Raw genomic sequence first — 20,303 nt, 5'->3', positions numbered from 1 at the left:
TACTTTACTGCTCAACCAAAGCCCCGGTAAACATCGAGCAACGGAGTACACCGAAGTGAGAACGTTCCGCGCCCCCCGTCTACTCGTCGCAGCCGCCGCGACTTCGATGCTCGTACTCGGTGCGTGCAGCACCGATTCGACCACGGGCGAATCTGCCGACGCCGCAACCGTCACCGTCGAGACCAACAACGGCAGCATGGAGGTTCCGGCAAATCCGGTGCGCGTGGCAGCGCTGGACAACACCTCGTTCGAGACGCTTCGGGCGTTCGGTGTCGAGCCGGTTGCTCTTCCCAAACCCATCATGCCGTCGACGGGCTTCGAGGAGTGGATCGACAACGACGCCATCCTGGACGTCGGCACCCATCGCGAACCGAACCTCGAAGTGATCAGCGAAGCAGAACCGGATCTCATCATCGGCGGCTATCGATTCCAGGAGTACACCGAGGAGCTCGGCCAGATCGCGCCGACCATCGACATCTCGCCCGACGACGAGAACTTCGTCGAGACGCTGAAGACTCAGACCGAGACGCTCGGCGTCATCTTCGGCCTGCAGGACAGAGCGGCCGAGATCATCGCGGCCCTCGACGCGGCCGAGGCTTCTGCTGCAGCGCAGACCACCGGACAGACGGTATTTCTCGCCAACGTCAACGGCGGCAAGATCGACAATGGTGCTGCGCGCATCGGTCGTCTGCTCGAACCCCTCACCCTGACCGACGTCTTCGCAGGTGAGGCAGGCGATGTCCACGGTGACTCGGGTCTGGCACCGGAAACCATCGCTCAGGCCAACCCCGATTGGGTCATCGTTCTGGACCGCGACGCCGCAGCCGGTGAGCCCGGTTCCTCCCCGGCCAAGGCCGTATTCGACGCACAGGAAGCGTTCGCCGAGACCACCTTCACCACCGAGGACCAGATCATCTACCTCGATCCGTTCTTCTACACCCGCGAGGGAATCCAGGCGTACACCGAAGCGTTCCAGTCGATCTCGGACGCGTTCGAGAACGCCGCGTAGGCCGGACGAACACCGTACGACGGATCACCGACATGACGAACAAGAGACTGCTGCTTGCCGCGATCATGGGAGTAGTGACGCTGCTGACCGCCGCGTCACTACTCGTCGGCGGATACGACATCACCGTCGCCACGATGATCGACGATCCCGCGGCCAGAAACATGTTCCTGATCTCGCGGGTTCCGCGCACTCTGGCGTTGATCTTCGCAGCCATGGCCATGAGCATCTCCGGGGTGATCATGCAGATGATCACCCAGAACAAGTTCGTCGAACCCACCACCGCCGGCACGGCGCAGTGGGCCGGACTCGGTGTCCTGGCCACATTGATCGTGCTGCCCGACGCGCCGCCGATGACCAAGATGCTCGTCGCCACGGTGTTCGCTCTGATCGGCACGCTGCTGTTCGTCGGTGTGCTCCGGCGGCTGTCGGTCCGGACCACATTGGTGGTCCCGCTCGTCGGCATCATGCTGGGTGCCGTCGTCGGGGCCGTCACCACGTTCCTCGCCGGGACTTTCGATCTCCTGCAGGCGATGTCGGCCTGGCGGTCCGGCGGATTCAGCGGCATCGTGCGAGGGTTCTACGAACCGATGTGGGCGGTGATCGTCATCGCGGTGCTGGCATACCTGCTGGCGCATCGCTTTACCGTTGCCGGACTCGGTAAGGAGCTCGCCACGAACGTCGGGATGAGGTACGAGCAGATCGTTCTTGTCGGCGTCGCGATGGTCGCCGTGGCCACCGGCGTCACCACGGTGGTCGTCGGGTTCATTCCGTTTCTCGGACTCATCGTGCCCAACCTGGTGTCGATGATGCTCGGCGACGACGTTCGCAAGAACCTTCCCTGGGTGGCGCTCGTCGGTGCAGGTCTCCTGTTGGCATGCGATCTCGTCGGCCGAACGGTCGTGGCACCCATGGAAATTCCCGCATCGGTTGTTCTCGGAGTTCTGGGGGCAATCGTGTTCGTCGTTCTGATCGTGAGGCAGCGTCGGCATGTCAGTGCTTAGTTCCCGTGTGGGCCCGCGCATCACCGGACCGATGCCGCACGGACCGAAGGCGTCGCGCTTCACGCCGAGGATGCGGTTGGCGGTGCTGTCGGTGATCGTGGCGATCGCCGTCGTGTGTTTCCTGTTCCTGTTCGTGCGCGGATCGTTCGCCTTCGCGTTTCCCCGGCGGCTGAACATGGTGGGAGCCATGGCCGTTGCGGCGTTCACGCACGGCCTCGGCACGGTGGTCTTTCACACCGTCACCAACAACCGCATTCTGACGCCGTCGATCATCGGATTCGATTCGCTCTACACGCTGATGCAGACGATCATGGTGTTCGTCTTCGGTGGCACCGTCATCGCCAACACCGAGGGCATCCCGAAGCTGTTGGCCCAGACGGCATTGATGGTCGCACTCGCCACGGTTCTGTACGGCTGGTTGTTCTCCGGCAAGCTCGGCAGCCTGTTCCTGATGCTGCTCGTCGGAGTTGTGCTCGGTCTGGCATTCGACAGCATCTCGACGTTTCTGCAACGCCTGCTCTCACCCACCGAATACGACATGCTGTCGGTTGAACTGTTCGGCCGACTCAGCGCTGTGAAGGGCGATTACCTGCCGTTGGCGTTCGGGGTGTGCCTGTTCGCCGCAGTAGTGCTGTGGAAGCGCCGACACCACCTGGACGCTCTGCTGCTCGGACGGGAGGCAGCCATGGGGATCGGGGTGTCCTACAAGCGCGAACTGATGGCGATGCTGATGCTCATCGCGCTGCTGGTGGCGTTCTCGACGGCTCTCGTGGGACCGATGACATTCTTCGGTTTCATCGTCGCGACGCTGGCCTACCAGGTTACCGGCAGTTACAAGCACATCTACGTCCTCCCGATGGCGTTCCTGCTGGGCTTCCTGACATTGCTACTTGGGCAGTTCGTCATGCAGCACGTCTTCTATGCCGGCGGGTTTCTCACCGTCATCATCGAATTCGCCGGTGGCATCTTGTTCCTCATCATGATTCTTCGTAAGGGGACGCTGTGATCGACTTTCGTGATGTGACCAAGTCCTATCAGGACACCACCGTTCTCGGTCCCGTCACCGGTGCCATTGCAAAGGGCGGGATCACCTCTCTCGTCGGGCCGAACGGAGCAGGGAAATCCACCCTGCTGACGGTCATCGGGCGATTACTCGACCCGACCACGGGCACGATCACCGTGGGCGGGATGGACGTTCGCGTGGCGAAGTCTCGGGAACTTGCCAAGCACCTGTCGATCCTGCGCCAGGAGAACCACATCACCGCGCGGTTGACGGTCCGTGAGCTGGTCGGGTTCGGCCGGTTCCCGCATTCGAAGGGAAAGCTCGGTCCCGAGGACGAAGCGCACGTCGACGAGGCCCTCGAATTCTTGAATCTGGCTGCCCTCGAAGGGCGATTTCTGGATCAACTCTCCGGCGGGCAACGGCAACGAGCGTTCGTGGCGATGGTGCTGGCCCAGGACACCGAGTATCTTCTGCTCGACGAGCCCTTGAACAATCTCGATCTCAAGCACTCGGTGCTGATGATGAAGCAATTGCGTCGTGCTGCAGACGAACTGGGCAAGACCATCGTGCTCATCGTGCACGACATCAACTTCGCCGCCGCCTACTCCGACAGTATCGTCGCCATGCGCGACGGCATCATCGTCAACACGGGCACTGCTGAGGAGATGATGCAGGACGACGTGCTGAGCGAGGTGTTCGACACCCCGGTTCGCGTCCACGTCGTCGAGGGACACCGCACTGCCGTCTATGTGCGGTAGTCGATCGGCGACGTGCACAATCGAGTGGTGAAGCTGCTGCTGATTGCCGATACTCATCTCCCGAAACGGGCTCGCGCCTTGCCCGACGAGGTATGGACCGCCATCGACGACGCCGATGTGGTGATCCACGCAGGTGATTGGGTGAATCTGGCCGCGTTCGAGGAGCTTTCGCAGCGGTCGCGTCGACTGGTCGCGTGCTGGGGCAACAACGATGGCGAGGACCTGCGGGCACTGATGCCCGAGCGCGCCGACGTCGTACTCGGCGGGGTGCGGTTCACCGTGACCCACGAGACCGGTGCCGCGACGGGACGGGAACGACGGATGGCGGCCGCGTACCCGGAAACGGATGTGCTCGTGTTCGGCCACAGTCACATACCGTGGGATACGTTCACAGACAACGGTCTTCGGCTGCTCAACCCGGGATCGCCGACGGATCGGCGTCGGCAACCGTTCTGTACCTACATGACGGCCACAGCCGAAGACGGCGCGCTGACGAACGTGGAGCTGCATCGCATCCCCCCTCGATAGCGGCGATGCGAAGTACTCACATTCCGCCGGCCACCCTGATGACGGTTCCGGTCGCGTATCGCGCATCCTCGGACAACAACCACGACACCGCCCCGGCGATCTCGTCCGGCACACCGGGGCGGCCGAGCGGGATGCTCGACGCCATCTTCTGTGGCCGCGCCCGATCTCGATGGAAGTCGGTCTCGATGACGCCGGGTGCCACTGCATTGACGCGGATAGTCTGCGCAGCAACTTCTTTCGACAGTCCGACCGTCAGCGCATCGACGGCGGCCTTGGCTGCCGCGTAGTGAACGTACATCCCCGGACTGCCCAGGGTCGCCGCAGCGGAGGAGATGTTGACGATGGAGCCACCCGATTCGGCCATTGCCGTGATCGCGTACTTGCAGCAGGTGAGTACCCCGACGAGGTTGACGTCGACGTCCGCTCTGATGGTCTCGATGTCGTTGTCCACCAGTGCCCCTACGGCACGCGCCGAACCGGCGTTGTTCACCAGGCCGGTGACGGTGCCGATCCGTGCGGCCGCGGTGAAGAGGTCGATCACCGATTGCTCGTCGGTGGTATCGGCCCGTACGGCAATCACCGTTCGGCCGTCGGTCGACAATTCGCTCGCCACTGCTCGAGCCGTAGCGGAATCGGAGCGGTAGCCGACCACCACATCGTGCCCGTCGGCCACCAGCCGCCTGGACACCGCAGCGCCGATTCCGCGACTTCCGCCGGTGACGACGGTCAAGGGAGCACTCATCTGTCGACAATATCCACCGAGCAGCAGGCACAATTCACTGCAGGTGCGATGCGCACGCACGGAAAGAAGGAACCGACGTGATCGATCGACCGGAATTGGCAGCGTTTCTCCGGCAGCGACGGCAGTCACTGCAACCGGAGGACGTCGGGCTGCCACGGGGGCAGCGCCGGCGCACACAAGGCCTCCGCCGGGAGGAGGTCGCAGAACTGTGTCACATGTCGACCGACTACTACGCACGACTCGAACGGGCCACCGGACCCGCCCCGTCGGCGCAGATGATCGCTTCCATCGCACAGGGATTGCATCTGTCGCTCGGCGAGCGTGATCACGTGTTCCGACTCGCCGGGCACAATCCTCCCGCCCGCGGGTCGTCGAGCGAGCATGTCAGCCCAGGAATGCTGAGAATTCTGGACCGCCTGAACGACACGCCCGCCGAGATCGTGTCCGAAATCGGAGAAACTCTGCGCCAGACGCCGCTGGGAGCGGCACTTACCGGGGATGCGTCGTTGCGCACCGGGCCGAATCGGAGTCTGGGATACCGATGGTTCACCGACCCCGAGGTGCGGCAGTCGTACCCGCCCGAAGAACGTGCCGTGTTGTCTCGGGTGTACGCGTCGGGGCTGCGCGAAATCGTCACTCTTCGCGGACCCGACTCGCGAGCAGCGCACCTGTCAACAGAGCTGCTCGAGGTCAGCGAGGAATTCCGAACCCTGTGGGGGAAGCGCGAAGTAGGGGTTCACCCACCCGAGTCCAAGCGGTTTCTGCACCCGACGGTCGGCCTGCTGCAACTGAACTGCCAGACCCTGCTGGACCCCGAGCAAGCGCAGCGACTGCTGGTGTACACGGCAGTCCCCGGCAGCGAGAGCTACGCCAAATTGGAACTGCTCGCGGTGGTGGGAACTCAGGTTCTGTCCTGATTCGATCCACGGTGTCGGTCGTATCAGTGGATCGGGAAGTCCTGGATAAGCCCGGCACGGTCGTCGAACATGGGTTCTGCAGGTCGAATCCGCACGATCAACACCAGCACAGGAGCTTGCCATGGGCCGCACAACACACATATCCCTTCCCGATCTGACGGGGAAAGTTGCCGTCGTCACGGGAGCGAGCGACGGCATCGGAACGGTCATTGCCACGCAGCTCGCCCGCTCCGGTGCCGAGGTCGTCATGCCGGTGCGCTCTGCCACCAAGGGGGAGCGGGCAGCCGAATCGATCCGAGTCGCGGTACCGGGAGCGAAGGTCACCACTCGGGCGCTGGATCTGTCGTCGTTGGAGTCCGTTTCCGCTCTGGTGAACGATTTCTCATCCGATGGCCGGGCGATCGACATACTCGTCAACAACGCAGGTGTCATGCAGCCACCTGCGCGTCAGGTCACCCAGGATGGATTCGAGCTGCAGTTCGGTACCAATCACCTCGGCCACTTCGCGCTCACCCTAGGTCTGCTGCCGCTGCTGCGGAAGGGTAATGCGCGGGTCACCCATCAGACGAGCATTGCGGCACGGTCGGGGACCATCAATTGGGACGACCTCAACTGGGAGCGGTCGTACGACGTCATGAAGGCCTACGGCCAATCGAAGCTCGCGGTGGCTCTGTTCGCACGCGAACTCGAGGCTCGTAGTAGCGCAGGCGGCTGGGGAATCACCAGCAACATCGCTCACCCGGGAGTTTCGCCGACCAATCTGCTTGCGGCACAGCCGGGATTGGGGCGGCCGAAAGACTCGGCCGGCAGACGGTTGATCGGCGTTCTCGCCCGCGTCGGCATTGCGGGCACTGTGGACAGCGCAGCGCAGCCGGGATTGGTTGCGGCTGCGGGTAGTGACGCGCACGGAGATCAGTTCTTCGGCCCGAAGCGACTCATCGGCGGGCCACCGACCGAGGTCGCCATGTGGAAGCCGATGCGCAGGATGGACGATGCGCGTCGCCTGTGGGAGGCCTCGGAACAGCTGACCGGTGTGCGGCTCTCGTCCTGAACGGCACTGATTCTGAAGGCCACTGGTTCTGCCGGGTTCTCGGCCGTCACTGCGGCACCCTGACGCACGCGTCACTGCGGGGTAGGCGCGGGCTCCCGGGCATGGTCGACCAGGTCGTGCACCAGCCCGATGATGACGTCCATCTGAGCGATGACCTCGACGCGCAGTCGGTTCTGCTGGTCTTCCGGCATATCCGGAGTGTCCGGCCGGTCGAGCGACATCAGTAGATCGATGTTGGTGCGCAAGGCTGTCAGCGGCTCCATCAGTTCCGCGCCGGCATCGATGATCAGCTGACCCTGCCGTGCGCGCGAACGAGACAGGGAGGCCAACATCTCGTTGAAGCTGTTGGCCAGCGATGCCAGTTCGTCGTCACCGTTGACGTCGATGGGCTCGAAATCTCCTGTGCGGGCAACACGTTCGGTACCGGCCCGCAGTCGTCTGACCGGGCGGAGTCCGGTGCGTGCGACGGCGGCACCGGCGACACCTGCCAGTGCGACGAGGAACGCACCGACGAGGACCAAGGCGAGCGTGAGCTTGCCGAGTAGCGGTGACGCCGCGCTGAGCGATTCGGCCACCAGGATCGTCTCGCCGGCATCGGTGCGCTTGGCCGAGATGTAATAGCCTCGGACCTCGCGCAGCGACTGGTCGGTGTCGCCGTCGATGACAGATCTTTCTGCATCGTCCAGAACTCCGTTGGAATTGGTGAACGGCTCGGTGCCGTTAGTCGACGTCACCAATGTGCCGTCGCTGGTTGCGAAGGCGACCTTCACCGCGGTTCCCTCGGTATCTTCGATGCCGAAGCCGAAGAGATCGGCCGGGACGCCGGATGCGGCGCTGGCAATGATGGCGTCGCTGTTGCGTTCCACGCGGTCCACGATCTGCGAGCGGAGGGCTTGCTCCGCGACAAGATAGATCGCGAGAGCACTCACTGCGACTGCCAGGGCTGCCACACTCATCGTCAACACTCGGATTCGGCCGTGCAACGTCAGTGCTCTGGGGCGAGCGGCTGCACGTGGATTGCTCATTTCTCGAGTATGCCGGTCGTCGAGCGACGATCATTCTGCAGGCCGTGTGGACCGGCGTCGACATTCGGCAATGGTCGACGGTCCATCGAGTTCGTGCACCTGGGCTCGGCTTCCCTACCTTGGTGCGAGCGCCGGCATGGGTCCCAGGCCTCCGCGAAAGTTCGATCTTCAGAAGGGTGGGGTGTCGGTGTCTTCGGCTGTTGGTTCTGTTTCGGGGTCGTGGTTGTCGGGTGGGTTGGGGTAGGCGATGATGCCGGATCGTTTCGGTTTGGTGGGGATGTGTGGTCTGAGGTCGTTGCCGAGGATGGGTACTGCCGTGCCGTTGGCGGGCAGCGTGATGCGTGCGGTCTTCGAGGTCGAGGTCCACAGGATCGCGCCGCCGGGGAGCATGACAGCTTTCCAGTAGCCGGCGGTTTTGACGGAGTGGTGGTATTCGCAGAGGCATTGGAGGTTGTTGACGGTGGTCCAGCCGCCGCCGAGGGGGTTGGTGTGGTCGAACGGGTTAATGTGGTCGAGTTGGCAGCGTGCGGCGGGGCGGTGGCAGCCGGGGAATCGGCAGTGTTTGTCGCGGTGGCGGACGGCTGCGGTGGTGAGGGTGTCGGGTCGGTAGGTGAGGGCTCGGTCGGTGAGTGGGTCGCGGGCGACGGATTTTCCGAGGGTGGGGTCGGCGGCGATGGCGGCTTCGAGTGCGGCGGCGAGTGAGGCGGTGCCGATGTAGATGCCACTGGCTGTACAGCCGGTGCGGTGGTCCGGCCGGATTGTCGAGCGCAGGTCGAGTGCCCGCATGTTGCGGGCGGGATGCCTGACGCCGTCCAGATCGAGGGCAGAGCTGTGCCGTGTACCCCTGCCGATTGGGGTGTGGGTGCAGAACATCGCTGCGGCGGACGTCAGGGATTGCGTCCGTCGTTGGTTGTCGCTGCCATCTGGGGTGGGTGGGTCACGTAAGTCGTCTGGTGGCGGTCCAGTGGTCGGTGTCGGTGTCGGTGTGACTGTCCTGATTTCCTCGGGTTGACGTGAAGAAGTGTGGGTTTCGGTTCGGTCGGATGCAGTGCTGGGCTCCGGCATCGGCGCAGGTGCCAAAGCTGGATCCGGTGTTCGAGGTGGTCCGCCGGTCGGGTCGGGTGTCGGACTCGATGTGCCGGCCGGACCTCGGGCGGATGCTGCATTCGATGGTGCTGCATCGGAGCCACGGTCGGGATCTGTCTCCTGGCCGGGAGCAGAGTCCGCTGCCGTCGCGGGTGCTGATGCGGTTGCTGTAACTCTGGTCGGCGACTGCGACGATGGCGAGGTGATCGTGGTCGGTGCGCTGGTCGGAGCGGGCGCGGGGGTCGGTGATGGTGCTGGGTTTGATTCGGTGTCGGGGTCACTGTGCGTGGCGGACTCGTTCGCCGGTTCCATTGTCGGTGCAGTAGTTGCCTCGGCGGCGGTGGAAGCGTCTGTGGCACTAGAGGCCTCGGACCCAGACTCGGCCTCGGTCCCCGGTTTCAAGTCGCTGCCGGTGCGGCTACGCGTCTCGGTCCCGTGTGCTGCCGAGTCGGTGTTCGTCGCCCTATCAGCATCTTCGTCTGTATCCGACACTGAGTCCGGTTCCTGCTTCTGGTCTTTCGGTGTTCGTTCCCAGTCGCCTGTCTCTGGGTTCTGGTGTGCGAGGCCGAGGGATTCGGCGAGGGTGATCGCCTCGGTGAGCAGGATCTGCCAGTGGCTGGTGCGGGCCAATTCCCGCGCGAGGTCCGGGTCGATGGAGCCGTGCCCGGCGAGGTAGGCGGGGTTGGCGAGTAGTCCGATGAGGGTGGCGATGTCGACGGTGATCATCGTCAACGGCACCCGCCGATCCGGCAGCACCGCATCCGCTTTCGGGCAGTCGGGGCGTTGGCACAGGCATGTCAATCGGGGTTCGCCGTGCATGCGGGCCATGAACGCATCGCACAGGCGTTCCTTCTTCCCGCGCGGGTCTTTCGGGCAGAGGGTGTCTGCCATCTCCTCGAGCAGCTGCCATGCGGCGGCGGCTTCGGGTGCGGTCAGCTCCGCTCGGATGCGGGTGAGTTCTCCGGCCGGGGTGTAGGTGACGGTGCGGAACTTCTTCGCGAAGTCCCGCAACGCCGCTGCTTCCTCGGGTGCGACCCGCACCAGGATGTCCCAGATCTCCTTCTCGAGCGGACCCGGGGACGACCTGAGCGCCGCCTCCACCACTTCTTTCTCGACCAACGTGACGATGGCATCGGAGAGGTTGTCGAGGATCCGGCATACGGTGCGTACTCGTGGGAGGTCGACCTCGCCGGTCTCGAACGCGACCTTGAGCAGTGGCAGTCGGGTGTGCAGGGCAACGGCGACGGAGACGTACGCTTCGGCGACCGTCGCGGAACAGCCGAGGGCTACCGCCATCTCGGTGCGTCCGTATCGGCTGTAATGCTTGTGCTTGGTGTCGAGGGTGATCCAACTCCGATGGACGTCGTAGCAGGCGGAGATCTTGCGGGCCGCCTGCCGATTCTCCTCACGCGCGGCCGCGGTCAACGCCTCCAGTGACACAGCTGGCAGAGCACCCATCTTTCCACCCCCCGGTGAGCAACATTTCAGAACGTGCGTTCGAACTGAAAAGAGAGTAACCCGGGCCACCGACAAGAATGGAAAAATACTCCGGGAGGCCTACGCGTCTGGTCAGGGGCGGTGGTGGGCCGGGTCGGTGCTCTCGTTCCACCGTTGTGCCCATTGCCAAAGCGGTTCGAGTGCCGGCCCCAACTCATCGCCGAGTTCGGTCAGGCAATAGGAGCCGTCGGAGTCCTTGATCAATACGCGCGCGTCGACGAGGGTGCGCAGTCGCGTGGCGAGCACGCTGGAAGAGATGTCGTCGGTGCGTCGTCTGAGTTCGAGAAAGCCGAGCGGGCCGCTCCGCAGCTCCCAGAGAATGCGCATGTTCCATCGCTGTCCCAGGAGATCGAGTACGGCCATCATCGATTGTCGGCGTGCGTTTGCCATTTCCATCGCGCTCGATCATAGTAGTTCGAAAATCGAAGCAGTTCGAAAATCGAAGCGGAGGGTGTCTATGGAGCATCGCGCGTCAGGAAAATCTGTGCTGATCACGGGTGCGTCCCGGGGCATCGGAGCGGAAACGGCGGTGCAACTGGGTGCCGAAGGCGCTGCAGTGGCGGTGAACTTCCGTGAGAAGAAGCGCAGAGCCGATGCTGTTGTGCACTCGATCGAGGAAAGCGGAGGACGCGCACTAGCGGTCGGTGCCGACGTCACCGACCCCGAAGCAGTCGACGCGATGCTGAACGCCGTCGCAGCCGAATTCGGCGCAATCGACGTTCTGGTTCTCAATGCTTCTGGTGGGCTCGAGCTCGGTGCAGATCCCGGCTACGCCATGAGCATCAATCGCGACGCGCAGGTGGCGATGGCTCGAGCGGCCGCCGACCGCATGAAACCAGGCTCACGAATCGTCTTTCTCACCAGTCATCAGGCGCATTTCTACGGCAGGAAGCCCGTACCCGTCGAGTACGAGCCCATTGCTGCGAGCAAGCGAGCAGGCGAGGATGCCCTGCGCGACATGATTCCCGAATTGAATTCTCGGGGAATCGACTTCGTCGTCGTGTCCGGTGACATGATCGAGGGCACCATCGTGGTCACTCTGCTGGAGCGACGAAACCCCGATGCTGTGGCCGCCCGCGCCGCGCACGGTGCGCTCCCGACCGTTGCCGAGTTCGCTGCGGCCGTGGCGGCTGCAGTCGTCACGCCGATCGAGAGGTCCGGTCATACCGTGTATGTAGGTGGAGCCGATTACCTCGACGAGTTCGTGTCGGGGTAATCGGCTCCGTTCGACTGGATTCGTACTGTGCAACCGGGCAATCAGCTACCGAGGACGCAGAACTGGCCGCTCGTGAGGTTCAGTGCCAGTGACAGGGGGCCGACGCAATCGACGCCCTGACCCTCCGAGGTAGCGCCGGATCCCCACCCGGCGACGGCGACAGTCGTCTGTCCGGCATCGGCCCACGAGTGAGCGATTCCGCCGCCGAGTGCCAGTGCGTAGGCCGTCCCTGCATTCTTGCTTGCTCCGAGGGCGACGCCGTATCCGTTGGCGTAGGTGGTCGTCGCGCCGGGGCCGTCGTTGACGCTGACGGCGGTGCCGCTGTCAGCAGCGCCTGCGGTGGCCCGCCCGGTGCCGTTCGAGGTGGCTCCGCAGCTCGCGGTGTCGTCGACCTGGATGTCGTTGGCGGAAGGCGGAGACACACAGTTGACGGGGGCTGCCGACGCAGTGGCCGTGCCCGACAGGGCCGCGACCGTCAATCCCGAGCCCATGGCGAATATTGCTGCGGTGCGGGCAATTCGACTACTGAACCGACTGGACGGGCGCGCGGAGGAGGAGTTGGGGGACGAGAGACGGGGCAGGGAAACAGAGAACAACAGAAAGCTCCTTCACGAGCGAAACGGGCCGGTGCGGCACACGGTACCCCGCCCCGCGAGTCCATGGCAGCAAGCCGGTGAGGTTTGTGTAACGGTGCCGCTGGCATCCGGGGATGAATCGTCGTAGAAGTCCGGTTTCTCGGACCCCGGCCGCCGCGGTCGTGGCCGCCCGATGCACGTTGGGGTCAATACTGCGTTCTGCGTTCAATACGTCGAGTTCTGTTCCACCACTTGATATGTCGATGCGACGAACAGGTCCCGCGCTCGTGCCCGGGATGGCCGGCGACTCCGAACGGTAGCGATCCACGGCACCGGTCGAACGAAAGAAAATCGTTACCGGGCAGCTCTCGATGATCGCCGGAAGTCGCGCAGTGGAGACGGTGACGGTGACGGCCACAGGCGGACGGATCGAAGCGGAATCGGTCCTGTCGAGCCGCCACGGCGACGTCGACAGTTCGGTGTCACAGAAGAACCACCTCTCCGACCTGGTCGATTTGTCGACGCTCACAACAAGTTCCAACTCCGACACCGACGGCACACCGACGAACCCGGGCAACTTCTGGAACGCAATGCAGGGCTGCGGTGCCGCGCTCCCGTAAGTGTCGACATCGCAGCGGACCTGACCTAGCGATTGTCACGGACCGGTGGCACCGCCGTACGTTGCGATCTTGTATTCGGTTGCCACGAGCGAAAGTTGCAGTTCTCGGATTCGACGTCGGACGGCGTCTCGATGCCCGACGAGCATGTCGAGTCGTTCCGGAACGGTATGTTCTCCGCCGTCGACGAGTTCGACGTAGTGCTGCAGGTCGCGCATCGGCATCCCCGACAACCGCATGCGAGTAAGGAACACGATCCGTCGGACGGCCGCGTCGTCGTACCGTCGATGGTCGAGTGCGTCACGCGCAACCTCGATCAGGCCACACCGCTCGTAGTACCGCAGAGTGTGCGCGGAGATGTCGAGGAGCTCGGCAACCTCGGCGATACCGAGTGGTTCGGCGAGCTCTCCGGGTTCGATCAGCTCGTGCACCAGTTCGACGGTCAACTGTGCGTCCGAATCCGCCACGGCCGCCAGCGCCCTGTTCATCAAATCCGTCGTCGCCATGAGTACAGAAGATAGTCCGGGCGGTGCCGTCAGACCGGGCGGACGGATTCGGGTACACCCGGGAAGTCCGCACTCCGACGCAAACCAGTCAGACGCTGCCTTCGTACCCGTGCTGGCGCCATGCCTCGTACATCGTCACTGCTGCCGCGTTCGCCAGGTTCAACGATCGGCGGCCCGGAATCATCGGGATCCGCAGTCGATCGGTCACATGTGGGTCGTCGAGGACGTCGTCGGGCAGTCCCGTGGGTTCCGGTCCGAACAGGAGGACGTCGCCGGGTTCGTACGCGACGTCGGCGTAGGACCGGGCTGCGTGTGCGGTGTAGGCGAACACGCGAGTCGGTGCCAGCGCAGACCAGGCCGAGGAAAGGTCTGCGTGCACCGTCACCGACGCCAGATCGTGGTAGTCCAAGCCTGCCCGCTTGAGCTTCGGCTCGGACATGTCGAAGCCGAGCGGGCCCACCAGGTGCAGTTCGCAGCCGGTCCCGGCGACCAGGCGAATTGCGTTGCCGGTGTTCTGTGGGATGCGGGGCTCGAAGAACATGAGTCGAAACACCCGGTTCACTCTGCCATCACGAGCCCGGGAAGTATGGGGCAGGTGGACGACGAACAGACGATCGGCGAGGACTTTTCCGACACTCGACTGGACGGGCAGGAGTGGACCGGTAGGCAGTTCGTTCGGTGTACTTTTCGCGACGCGGACATGAGCGGCGTTCGAACCGACTCGGTGGTGTTCACCGAATGCGACTTCACCGGCACCGATCTGACCGAATCGGTTCACACGAACTCTGCATTTCGATCGTGCACCTTCACTCGGACCAACCTGCAGCACAGTACCTTTCGTCACTCGACCGTGATGGGATCGACGTTCGTCGACAGTCGTATGCGTCCAGCGACATACGACGAGGTCGACTTCACCCTCGCATCACTGGGCAACGCGGACCTTCGCGGTCTCGATCTGACGGGGTGCCGGATGAGGGAAGCGAACCTCGTGTCCGCAGACTTCCGGAAGGCAACTGTGCGCTCGGTCGATTTCTCGGGTGCCCGCGCCGTCGACGCGAAGTTCGACGAGGCGGATCTGCGGGGAGCCGTCGCCGACGCATCGCTGTGGGTGAGCGCGAGCGTGCGCAGCGCGAAGATCGAGCTGATGCAGGCGGTGGCCTACGCGGCAGCGCACGGGCTCGTTGTCGAGGGCTGACGGTGGGGATCGGACCGGTGCGCCGCTGCTGACGCCGAACCTGGAACAATGACCGGGTGACTGCAACGATTCTCGATGGCAAAGCGACCCGTGACGAGATATTCGTCGATCTCACCGCCCGCGTGGCGACGCTGCGTGAGAAGGGCATCACCCCAGGTCTGGCGACCGTACTGGTGGGCGACGATCCGGGTTCGGCCGCGTACGTCCGGGGCAAGCACAACGACTGCGCCAAGGTCGGCATCACCTCGATTCGTCGCGACCTGCCCGCGGACATCACCCAGACAGATCTCGAAGCCGTCATCGATGAACTCAATGCCAACCCCGAATGCACCGGCTACATCGTCCAGCTGCCGTTGCCGAAGCATCTCGACGAGAACGCTGCGCTCGAGCGAATCGATCCGGACAAGGACGCCGACGGTCTGCACCCGATCAACCTCGGCCGTCTGGTCCTGGGCAAGGATGCCGCACTGCCGTGTACACCTCGCGGGATCGTGCACCTGCTGCGCCGCTACGACGTTGCTCTCGACGGTGCGCACGCAGTGGTCATCGGCCGCGGAGTGACGGTCGGGCGACCCATCGGGCTGCTGCTGACGAGGCGTTCGGAGAACTCGACAGTCACGTTGTGCCACACCGGAACTCGTGATCTGGCCGCCGAGGTCTCCCGCGCGGACATCGTGATCGCCGCGGCCGGAGTACCTGGATTGATCACTGCGGACATGGTCAAGCCCGGTGCTGCCGTGCTCGACGTCGGGGTGACCCGCACCGAGGACGGACTGCGCGGCGACGTCGCCGACGGTGTCGCGGAGGTGGCCGGATTCCTTTCGCCCAACCCCGGCGGCGTCGGACCGCTGACGCGGGCCTTCCTGCTCACCAATGTCGTCGAGCGCGCCGAACGCGTCGCCGCCGAGAGCTGAGCGAATCGGACGTGAACGATGCAGAGGATGCACGAAGCGAGCCCGACGCGGGATTTCGCGCGGCAGTCGCGCGCAACCTACCGATCGTCGCAGTCTCGGTCGTCGTCCTTGCCGCGCTGATTCTGGTGCTGGCCGATCGCTGGCGGCGCGGCGCATTCATCTTCGGATGCGCAGCGCTGCTGGCGGCCGTCCTGCGGCTGTGCCTGCCCGAAACACGTGTCGGCACACTGCAAGTGCGCAGTCGCGTGTTCGATGTGCTGGCGCTGGGCTGCGTCGGCGGTGCAATTGTCTTTCTGTCGCTGTCTATCGATCCGCTGGGAACCGACTGACCTCAGGGCTGCAGAGCCCGGTGAACGAGAGTGGTGTCAGCGCCGGCCCAGGCGGGCCAGCTCCATCGTCTCGGCGAGCAGCTTCGCCACCGAATCGGCCTCGGTGAGGAAGCCGTCGTGTCCGTCGCGCGACTGGATCACTTCGAGTCCGCGGCACTGGGGGAGTTCGCGAGCGATCTCCTTCTGCAGTCGAAGCGGATACAGGCGATCGGAGTCGACTCCGCCGACGATGGTCGGAACCGCTGTGGACGCAAGGGCTTCGGCCACTCCGCCGCGGCCGCGGCCCACATCGTGGCGGTTCATCGCCTCGCTGAGCAGGACGTACGTCGCCGCGTCGAACCGGTTGACGAGCTTGGCAGCCTGATGCTCGAGGTAGCTCTGTGCGGAGTATCTGCCACCGGCCCACGGGTCTTCGTCGTTCTGCGGTGAGTTCCCGAACCTGATGTCGAGTTCGCTCTCGGTTCGGTACGTCAGGTGCGCGATGCGCCGCGCGATGCCGAGTCCGGCCGTAGGCGAGGTGCCGGTGTCGTGATAGTTGCCGCCCAGCCATCCTGGATCGGCCTTGATCGCGGCGATCTGTGTCGTCTGGGTACCGATCTGATCGGCAGTTGCTCGGGCACCGACCGCAAGGACCAGCGCGGCCGCCACTCGATCGGGGTATCCCACGATCCACTCGAGGGTGCGCATCCCGCCCATCGAGCCGCCGACGACGGCTGCGAACCGCTCGATTCCGAGGACGTCGGCCACGGCCGCCTCGGCAGCGACCTGATCGCGGATGGAGATGTCCGGGAAGCGAGACCCGTAGGGCGTGCCGTCGGGCGAGACGCTGCTCGGGCCCGTGGTCCCGCCGCACCCGCCGAGCACGTTGGTCGCCACGACGCACCACTCGTCGGTGTCGATGGGGCAGCCGGGACCGACCATTCCGTTCCACCAACCGGGCAGAGCGTGATCGGCGTCCGGCGGACCGGACACATGCGAGTCCCCGGTCAAGGCGTGTTCGACGAGTACCACGTTGCTGCGGTCGGTGGCGAGTTCGCCCCACCGTTGCACCGCGACGGTGACCTGGGAGATTCGAGCGCCGTTCTCGAGATCGAGACCACCGATGTCGATGGTGCCCAACCGCCCGTCCGGAGACGGAAGAACCGCCTCCGGACGAACGCCTGTGTCGCAGCTGTGACTCAAGATGCCGCCGCGCTGAATCCGACCTCGAGATCGGCGATGATGTCGTCGATTCCCTCGATGCCCACGGCGAGACGCACCAGGCCGGGAGTGACGCCCGACGCCAGCTGCTCTTCCGGAGTCAGCTGGGAATGCGTGGTGGATGCGGGGTGGATGACGAGTGAACGCACGTCTCCGATGTTAGCGACGTGGCTGTGCAGGGTGAGTGCGTTGACGAACTTCTTGCCCGCGTCCACACCGCCCTTCAGCTCGAACGCGATGATCGCGCCCTGCCCCTTCGGCAACAATTCCTGCCCGCGCTGGTACCACGGCGACGATTCGAGTCCGGCGTAGTTGATCGAGACGACGTCGTCGCGACCGGCCAGGAACGCGGCGACCTTCTGTGCGTTCGCCACGTGCCGCTCGATCCGAAGGCTCAACGTTTCCAGACCCTGGCTGATGAGGAAGGCGTTGAACGGCGAGACCGCAGCACCGATATCGCGCAACAATTGAACGCGTGCCTTCAGCGCGAACGCGGGCGCACCCAGATCGGCGAACACGACGCCGTGGTAGCTCGGATCTGCAGTGGTGAAGTTGGGATGACGGCCCTGCGTCCAATCGAAAGTACCGCCATCGACGATGACGCCCGCGATGGCCGTTCCGTGTCCGCCGAGGTACTTCGTGGCGGAGTGCACCACGATGTCGGCACCGTGCTTCAACGGCTGCAGCAGGTACGGCGTCGCCACGGTGTTGTCCACGATCAGCGGAATGCCGTTCTCGTGGGCCACTGCCGAGATCCCCGGGATGTCGAGAATGTCGTTCTTCGGGTTCGAGATCGACTCGCCGTAGAACGCCTTGGTCGACGGAGTGATCGCGGCACGCCACTGCTCGAGGTCGTCGGGATCGTCGACGAACGAGACGGTGATGCCCAGCTTGGGGAGCGTGTAGTGGAACAGGTTGTACGTGCCGCCGTAGAGCCGCGGGCTCGACACGATGTGGTCGCCCGCCTCCGCGAGGTTCAGGATCGCGAACGTCTCGGCGGCCTGACCCGACGCGAGCAACAATGCCGCGACTCCACCTTCGAGGGCGGCGATGCGCTGCTCGACGACATCCTGAGTCGGGTTGATGATGCGGGTGTAGATGTTGCCGGGCTCGGCCAGACCGAACAACGCCGCTGCGTGATCGGTGTTGTCGAACGTGTACGAGGTGGTCTGGTAGATCGGCAATGCACGAGCCCTGGTGGTGCCGTCCGGGGTCTGACCCGAGTGGATCTGCTTGGTCTCGAAGCTCCAGTCGGCTGCGGGATCGGTGAACGGATCCTCGGTGGGTGCTCCGGTGGCGTCGACGACGTCTGATGTGGAATCGGTCATGGCTGCTGATACTCCGGTTTCTGAGGCAAGACTGTCCGAGACGAGTCTGTCTAAGACAAATCGAATGTCGAATGAAGCTCGAGAAGTCGAGCGCTACGGGGCGTATCGGTACAGCAACACATGAGAGAACCTCCTGACAGGCTTCGGCCCCTGGGGACCGAAGGTTCAGTGGGTCCGCTTCCTGCGGACCCGCGCTTGTCGATTCGGCACTCGCGTGCCGGACCGGCCTGGTCGTTCACCCGGGGCACCCCACCGCGGTTGGAGGGTTGCCGGCCAGCAAGCCGGGGCTCGATGCTGGCACTCATGACCTGGCGAATATCTTAGCGGGTGACGGCACCCCACCGGAACGAGGGCACGCGAGGGGTGCCGGTACAGCTCGAGCAGATGCTCGGGTGAGCACTATCACCGTGCATCGACGCGAGAACGAGCCATCTGCGGGAAGACAATTGACCGGAGCGACGTTCCTGCTTCGGTCGGCTTCCGATCGCAGGCTCGAATCCCGTCCGCTTCTTCTGCCCCCGATTTGCACACGAAGGTTGTACTGCTGTGACTGTCACCGATTCCGCTCTGTCCCGAGTCAGCGCTGTGCGCGGCAAGGTGTCGAGTGGCCTGAGTGTCAGTCACCGACCGCACTCGACCCGACGCAAACTCGCGATGTTGGCACTGTCCATCGGCGGCTTCGGGATCGGCACCACTGAATTCGCATCGATGGGTCTGTTGCCGGACATCGCGACGACGATGGGGATCTCCGAGCCCTCCGCCGGCCACATGATCTCTGCGTACGCGCTCGGTGTGGTCGTCGGCGCGCCGACCATCGCAGCCCTGGCTGCTCGCGTTCCGCGCAGGATGCTGTTGCTGGCGCTGATGGTGGCCTTCACCCTCGGAAACCTCGGCACCGTTTTCGCGCCCAGCTTCAACGAGTTGGTGGCCTCGCGATTCGTTGCAGGGCTGCCGCACGGTGCGTACTTCGGAGTAGCGGCCCTGGTCGCTGCCCACCTGGCCGAACCGGGGAAGCGAGCCAAGGCCGTCGCGATGGTGATGATGGGACTCTCGGTCGCCAACGTCGTCGGCGTACCGGTGGCGACCTGGATCGGGCAGGCGCTGGGATGGCGCAGTGCATTCACGCTCGTGGCGGTCATCGGTGCTCTCACCGTTGCCGCGCTCGTCCTCTGGATGCCACGACTCGACGCGATGCCGACCACCAGCCCCATCACCGAGCTGGGCGCACTGCGCCGCAGCCAGGTGTGGATGACCCTGTTCGTGGGAATCGTCGGATTCGGTGGCATGTTCGCGGTGTACACCTACATCGCGTCGACGCTGACCGACGTCGCCGGTCTCGCCCGCGCCTTCGTTCCGGTGGCCCTGATGATCTACGGACTCGGAATGGTCGTCGGAAACTATGCCGGCGGATGGCTCGCCGACCGGTATCAGCTCAAGGGCACCTTCGTCGGCCTGGCCGCCACGGCCGTGTTCCTTGCGGTGTTCGTCGTGGCCGCACACAATCCGATCACCGCCCTACTGCTGGTGTTCCTCATCGGCGCGTCCGGCTCCTCGGTTGTACCCGGTCTGCAAACGAGGTTGATGGACGTGGCCGAGGACGCCCAGACGCTCGCCGCATCGCTCAACCATGCCGCGTTCAACCTGGCCAACGCCATCGGAGCTGCCGTCGGCGGTGCCGTGATCGCCGCAGGATTCGGCTACACGGCACCCGCCGCCGTCGGCTCGGGCCTGGCGGTGGCCGGTCTCGGTGTACTGGCCACCGCCATGTGGATGGACAAGCGTTCCGCCGCTCGGTAGCGCCCGAGA

Annotated in this window: 22 protein-coding genes and 1 riboswitch; of the genes, 13 read left to right on the top strand and 9 right to left on the bottom strand. The window is 64.4% G+C overall.

What is annotated here, in order from left to right; genetic code table 11:
* The first annotated feature begins 55 nt into the window (after nucleotides 1-55).
* The 5 genes from AB0366_RS20260 to AB0366_RS20240 are packed head-to-tail and all read left to right on the top strand — an operon-like array spanning nucleotide 56 to nucleotide 4,299.
* Nucleotides 56-1,009: an ABC transporter substrate-binding protein gene (locus tag AB0366_RS20260; protein ID WP_347870894.1), complete on the top strand. Its 954-nt coding sequence runs from the start codon at nucleotides 56-58 to the stop codon at nucleotides 1,007-1,009.
* A 32-nt stretch (nucleotides 1,010-1,041) separates the two neighbouring features.
* Nucleotides 1,042-2,010: an iron chelate uptake ABC transporter family permease subunit gene (locus AB0366_RS20255; RefSeq protein WP_347870895.1), complete on the top strand. Its 969-nt coding sequence runs from the start codon at nucleotides 1,042-1,044 to the stop codon at nucleotides 2,008-2,010.
* Nucleotides 1,997-3,016, top strand: a complete 1,020-nt coding sequence (locus AB0366_RS20250) for an iron chelate uptake ABC transporter family permease subunit (protein ID WP_347870896.1) — start codon at nucleotides 1,997-1,999, stop codon at nucleotides 3,014-3,016. Before AB0366_RS20255 ends, AB0366_RS20250 begins: the two co-directional genes overlap by 14 nt.
* Nucleotides 3,013-3,771, top strand: coding sequence for an ATP-binding cassette domain-containing protein (locus AB0366_RS20245; RefSeq protein WP_128646152.1), 759 nt, complete (start codon nucleotides 3,013-3,015; stop codon nucleotides 3,769-3,771). The genes AB0366_RS20250 and AB0366_RS20245 overlap by 4 nt, the downstream gene beginning before the upstream one ends.
* 27 nt (nucleotides 3,772-3,798) lie before the next feature.
* Complete coding sequence (locus AB0366_RS20240) at nucleotides 3,799-4,299, top strand: metallophosphoesterase (RefSeq protein WP_366245521.1); 501 nt, start codon at nucleotides 3,799-3,801, stop codon at nucleotides 4,297-4,299.
* A 16-nt stretch (nucleotides 4,300-4,315) separates the two neighbouring features.
* On the opposite strand, the gene AB0366_RS20235 is transcribed toward AB0366_RS20240, so the two are convergent.
* Nucleotides 4,316-5,041, bottom strand: a complete 726-nt coding sequence (locus AB0366_RS20235; protein ID WP_366245519.1) for an SDR family oxidoreductase — start codon at nucleotides 5,039-5,041, stop codon at nucleotides 4,316-4,318.
* 77 nt (nucleotides 5,042-5,118) lie between these two features.
* Here AB0366_RS20235 and AB0366_RS20230 point away from each other — a divergent pair, with 77 nt between their 5' ends.
* Together AB0366_RS20230 and AB0366_RS20225 are read left to right on the top strand one after the other, a co-directional pair.
* Nucleotides 5,119-5,958 carry a helix-turn-helix transcriptional regulator gene (locus AB0366_RS20230; protein WP_366245517.1) on the top strand — a complete coding sequence of 280 codons (840 nt, stop codon included), beginning with the start codon at nucleotides 5,119-5,121 and terminating at the stop codon, nucleotides 5,956-5,958.
* A 121-nt stretch (nucleotides 5,959-6,079) separates the two neighbouring features.
* A complete protein-coding gene (locus tag AB0366_RS20225; protein WP_366245515.1) occupies nucleotides 6,080-7,009 on the top strand; it encodes an SDR family oxidoreductase in 930 nt (309 codons plus the stop codon).
* A 71-nt stretch (nucleotides 7,010-7,080) separates the two neighbouring features.
* Here AB0366_RS20225 and AB0366_RS20220 read toward each other — a convergent pair whose 3' ends face one another.
* The 3 genes from AB0366_RS20220 to AB0366_RS20210 all read right to left on the bottom strand — a co-directional run bounded on the left by AB0366_RS20220 (nucleotide 7,081) and on the right by AB0366_RS20210 (nucleotide 11,013).
* Nucleotides 7,081-8,034, bottom strand: a complete 954-nt coding sequence (locus tag AB0366_RS20220; protein WP_366245513.1) for a HAMP domain-containing protein — start codon at nucleotides 8,032-8,034, stop codon at nucleotides 7,081-7,083.
* A 168-nt stretch (nucleotides 8,035-8,202) separates the two neighbouring features.
* Nucleotides 8,203-10,578 carry a DUF222 domain-containing protein gene (locus AB0366_RS20215; protein WP_366245512.1) on the bottom strand — a complete coding sequence of 792 codons (2,376 nt, stop codon included), beginning with the start codon at nucleotides 10,576-10,578 and terminating at the stop codon, nucleotides 8,203-8,205.
* 111 nt (nucleotides 10,579-10,689) lie between these two features.
* On the bottom strand, nucleotides 10,690-11,013 hold the full coding sequence (locus AB0366_RS20210; RefSeq protein ID WP_366245511.1) for a helix-turn-helix domain-containing protein: 324 nt from the start codon (nucleotides 11,011-11,013) through the stop codon (nucleotides 10,690-10,692).
* Between AB0366_RS20210 and AB0366_RS20205 the strand changes: the two genes are divergently transcribed.
* Nucleotides 10,937-11,833 carry an SDR family oxidoreductase gene (locus AB0366_RS20205; protein ID WP_366245509.1) on the top strand — a complete coding sequence of 299 codons (897 nt, stop codon included), beginning with the start codon at nucleotides 10,937-10,939 and terminating at the stop codon, nucleotides 11,831-11,833. The genes AB0366_RS20210 and AB0366_RS20205 overlap by 77 nt on opposite strands.
* Nucleotides 11,834-11,874: 41 nt before the next feature.
* Here AB0366_RS20205 and AB0366_RS20200 read toward each other — a convergent pair whose 3' ends face one another.
* On the bottom strand, nucleotides 11,875-12,429 hold the full coding sequence (locus AB0366_RS20200; RefSeq protein ID WP_366245508.1) for a DUF6764 family protein: 555 nt from the start codon (nucleotides 12,427-12,429) through the stop codon (nucleotides 11,875-11,877).
* 350 nt (nucleotides 12,430-12,779) lie between these two features.
* On the opposite strand from AB0366_RS20200, the gene AB0366_RS20195 reads away from it, so the two are divergent.
* On the top strand, nucleotides 12,780-13,028 hold the full coding sequence (locus tag AB0366_RS20195; RefSeq protein ID WP_366245506.1) for a hypothetical protein: 249 nt from the start codon (nucleotides 12,780-12,782) through the stop codon (nucleotides 13,026-13,028).
* Nucleotides 13,029-13,063: 35 nt separating this feature from the next.
* On the opposite strand, the gene AB0366_RS20190 is transcribed toward AB0366_RS20195, so the two are convergent.
* Nucleotides 13,064-13,531 carry a MerR family transcriptional regulator gene (locus AB0366_RS20190; protein ID WP_366245505.1) on the bottom strand — a complete coding sequence of 156 codons (468 nt, stop codon included), beginning with the start codon at nucleotides 13,529-13,531 and terminating at the stop codon, nucleotides 13,064-13,066.
* Between the two features lie 88 nt (nucleotides 13,532-13,619).
* Entirely contained in the window at nucleotides 13,620-14,084 is a 465-nt protein-coding gene (locus AB0366_RS20185) for a tRNA (cytidine(34)-2'-O)-methyltransferase (protein ID WP_366245503.1), read from the bottom strand.
* Nucleotides 14,085-14,117: 33 nt separating this feature from the next.
* Here AB0366_RS20185 and AB0366_RS20180 point away from each other — a divergent pair, with 33 nt between their 5' ends.
* The 3 genes from AB0366_RS20180 to AB0366_RS20170 are packed head-to-tail and all read left to right on the top strand — an operon-like array spanning nucleotide 14,118 to nucleotide 15,969.
* Nucleotides 14,118-14,726 carry a pentapeptide repeat-containing protein gene (locus AB0366_RS20180; protein WP_366245502.1) on the top strand — a complete coding sequence of 203 codons (609 nt, stop codon included), beginning with the start codon at nucleotides 14,118-14,120 and terminating at the stop codon, nucleotides 14,724-14,726.
* 56 nt (nucleotides 14,727-14,782) lie between these two features.
* Nucleotides 14,783-15,640: a bifunctional methylenetetrahydrofolate dehydrogenase/methenyltetrahydrofolate cyclohydrolase gene (locus AB0366_RS20175; RefSeq protein ID WP_366245500.1), complete on the top strand. Its 858-nt coding sequence runs from the start codon at nucleotides 14,783-14,785 to the stop codon at nucleotides 15,638-15,640.
* A gap of 11 nt (nucleotides 15,641-15,651) precedes the next feature.
* Nucleotides 15,652-15,969, top strand: a complete 318-nt coding sequence (locus AB0366_RS20170; protein WP_121870377.1) for a DUF3017 domain-containing protein — start codon at nucleotides 15,652-15,654, stop codon at nucleotides 15,967-15,969.
* A gap of 36 nt (nucleotides 15,970-16,005) precedes the next feature.
* Here AB0366_RS20170 and AB0366_RS20165 read toward each other — a convergent pair whose 3' ends face one another.
* Nucleotides 16,006-17,088 carry a homoserine O-acetyltransferase gene (locus AB0366_RS20165; RefSeq protein ID WP_366245499.1) on the bottom strand — a complete coding sequence of 361 codons (1,083 nt, stop codon included), beginning with the start codon at nucleotides 17,086-17,088 and terminating at the stop codon, nucleotides 16,006-16,008.
* Between the two features lie 59 nt (nucleotides 17,089-17,147).
* Nucleotides 17,148-18,497: a bifunctional o-acetylhomoserine/o-acetylserine sulfhydrylase gene (locus AB0366_RS20160; RefSeq protein ID WP_366245497.1), complete on the bottom strand. Its 1,350-nt coding sequence runs from the start codon at nucleotides 18,495-18,497 to the stop codon at nucleotides 17,148-17,150.
* Between the two features lie 186 nt (nucleotides 18,498-18,683).
* Nucleotides 18,684-18,806, bottom strand: a riboswitch (SAM riboswitch).
* Between the two features lie 345 nt (nucleotides 18,807-19,151).
* Here AB0366_RS20160 and AB0366_RS20155 point away from each other — a divergent pair.
* Nucleotides 19,152-20,294 carry an MFS transporter gene (locus AB0366_RS20155; protein ID WP_121872551.1) on the top strand — a complete coding sequence of 381 codons (1,143 nt, stop codon included), beginning with the start codon at nucleotides 19,152-19,154 and terminating at the stop codon, nucleotides 20,292-20,294.
* Nucleotides 20,295-20,303: the final 9 nt, after the last annotated feature.

The organism is Rhodococcus sp. NPDC076796, assembly GCF_040702765.1.
Lineage (GTDB): Bacteria > Actinomycetota > Actinomycetes > Mycobacteriales > Mycobacteriaceae > Rhodococcoides.
The sequence above is the reverse complement of the archived record's forward strand: the minus strand, read 5'-3'. Positions and strand labels throughout refer to the sequence as shown.

What these genes read in the sequence shown, in the direction of transcription:
- AB0366_RS20255 (WP_347870895.1), top strand. Translation starts at nt 1,042, where the DNA reads ATGACGAACAAGAGACTGCTGCTTGCCGCGATCATGGGAGTAGTGACG.
- AB0366_RS20250 (WP_347870896.1), top strand. Translation starts at nt 1,997, where the DNA reads ATGTCAGTGCTTAGTTCCCGTGTGGGCCCGCGCATCACCGGACCGATG.
- AB0366_RS20235 (WP_366245519.1), bottom strand. Translation starts at nt 5,041, where the DNA reads ATGAGTGCTCCCTTGACCGTCGTCACCGGCGGAAGTCGCGGAATCGGC.
- AB0366_RS20225 (WP_366245515.1), top strand. Translation starts at nt 6,080, where the DNA reads ATGGGCCGCACAACACACATATCCCTTCCCGATCTGACGGGGAAAGTT.
- AB0366_RS20220 (WP_366245513.1), bottom strand. Translation starts at nt 8,034, where the DNA reads ATGAGCAATCCACGTGCAGCCGCTCGCCCCAGAGCACTGACGTTGCAC.
- AB0366_RS20215 (WP_366245512.1), bottom strand. Translation starts at nt 10,578, where the DNA reads ATGGGTGCTCTGCCAGCTGTGTCACTGGAGGCGTTGACCGCGGCCGCG.
- AB0366_RS20205 (WP_366245509.1), top strand. Translation starts at nt 10,937, where the DNA reads ATGCGCATGTTCCATCGCTGTCCCAGGAGATCGAGTACGGCCATCATC.
- AB0366_RS20210 (WP_366245511.1), bottom strand. Translation starts at nt 11,013, where the DNA reads ATGGAAATGGCAAACGCACGCCGACAATCGATGATGGCCGTACTCGAT.
- AB0366_RS20195 (WP_366245506.1), top strand. Translation starts at nt 12,780, where the DNA reads ATGATCGCCGGAAGTCGCGCAGTGGAGACGGTGACGGTGACGGCCACA.
- AB0366_RS20190 (WP_366245505.1), bottom strand. Translation starts at nt 13,531, where the DNA reads ATGGCGACGACGGATTTGATGAACAGGGCGCTGGCGGCCGTGGCGGAT.
- AB0366_RS20180 (WP_366245502.1), top strand. Translation starts at nt 14,118, where the DNA reads ATGGGGCAGGTGGACGACGAACAGACGATCGGCGAGGACTTTTCCGAC.
- AB0366_RS20160 (WP_366245497.1), bottom strand. Translation starts at nt 18,497, where the DNA reads ATGACCGATTCCACATCAGACGTCGTCGACGCCACCGGAGCACCCACC.
- AB0366_RS20155 (WP_121872551.1), top strand. Translation starts at nt 19,152, where the DNA reads ATGTTGGCACTGTCCATCGGCGGCTTCGGGATCGGCACCACTGAATTC.